The sequence below is a fragment of the Syntrophomonas sp. UBA5494 genome (assembly GCF_002426325.1).
In genome coordinates, this window is sequence record NZ_DIPG01000087.1 from 1 (window position 1) to 350 (window position 350).

Consider the following 350-nt stretch of genomic DNA (forward strand, 5'->3'; position numbering starts at 1 on the left):
AAAGCGGGCTGCGGATCGGCCAGTTCGTAGATCCCGGTGGAGGGATCGCAATAGGCGCCGTCGCCGTAAATGATTACCTCTACCTTTTAACAATCAACAATCAAGGGGACGGTTCTCCTGATTGGCTAACTCTATTTTCAAGCCCTATATACTTCATAATACGTCAGGCCGGTTATGCGAACGATTTGCCTTATACTTATACCTTCAATACTTTTGAGCCGCTTTATTATTGCTCTCCGTTCTATTTGCGGTATTTGATGTAAAGAAGGAATAGAACCTCCTGGCAATTGCTCGATTATCAATTGAAAGCTTTATCATCATGGAATTTTGTGTTCTTAGTATCTTCCAAG

At 42.6% G+C, this 350-nt stretch carries 1 protein-coding gene; it reads left to right on the forward strand.

The annotated features are described in order from the left end of the window. The coding region (locus tag B3W37_RS09660) for a hypothetical protein (protein ID WP_483175577.1) at positions 1-263 on the forward strand (263 nt) is incomplete at its 5' end. Positions 264-350: the final 87 nt, after the last annotated feature.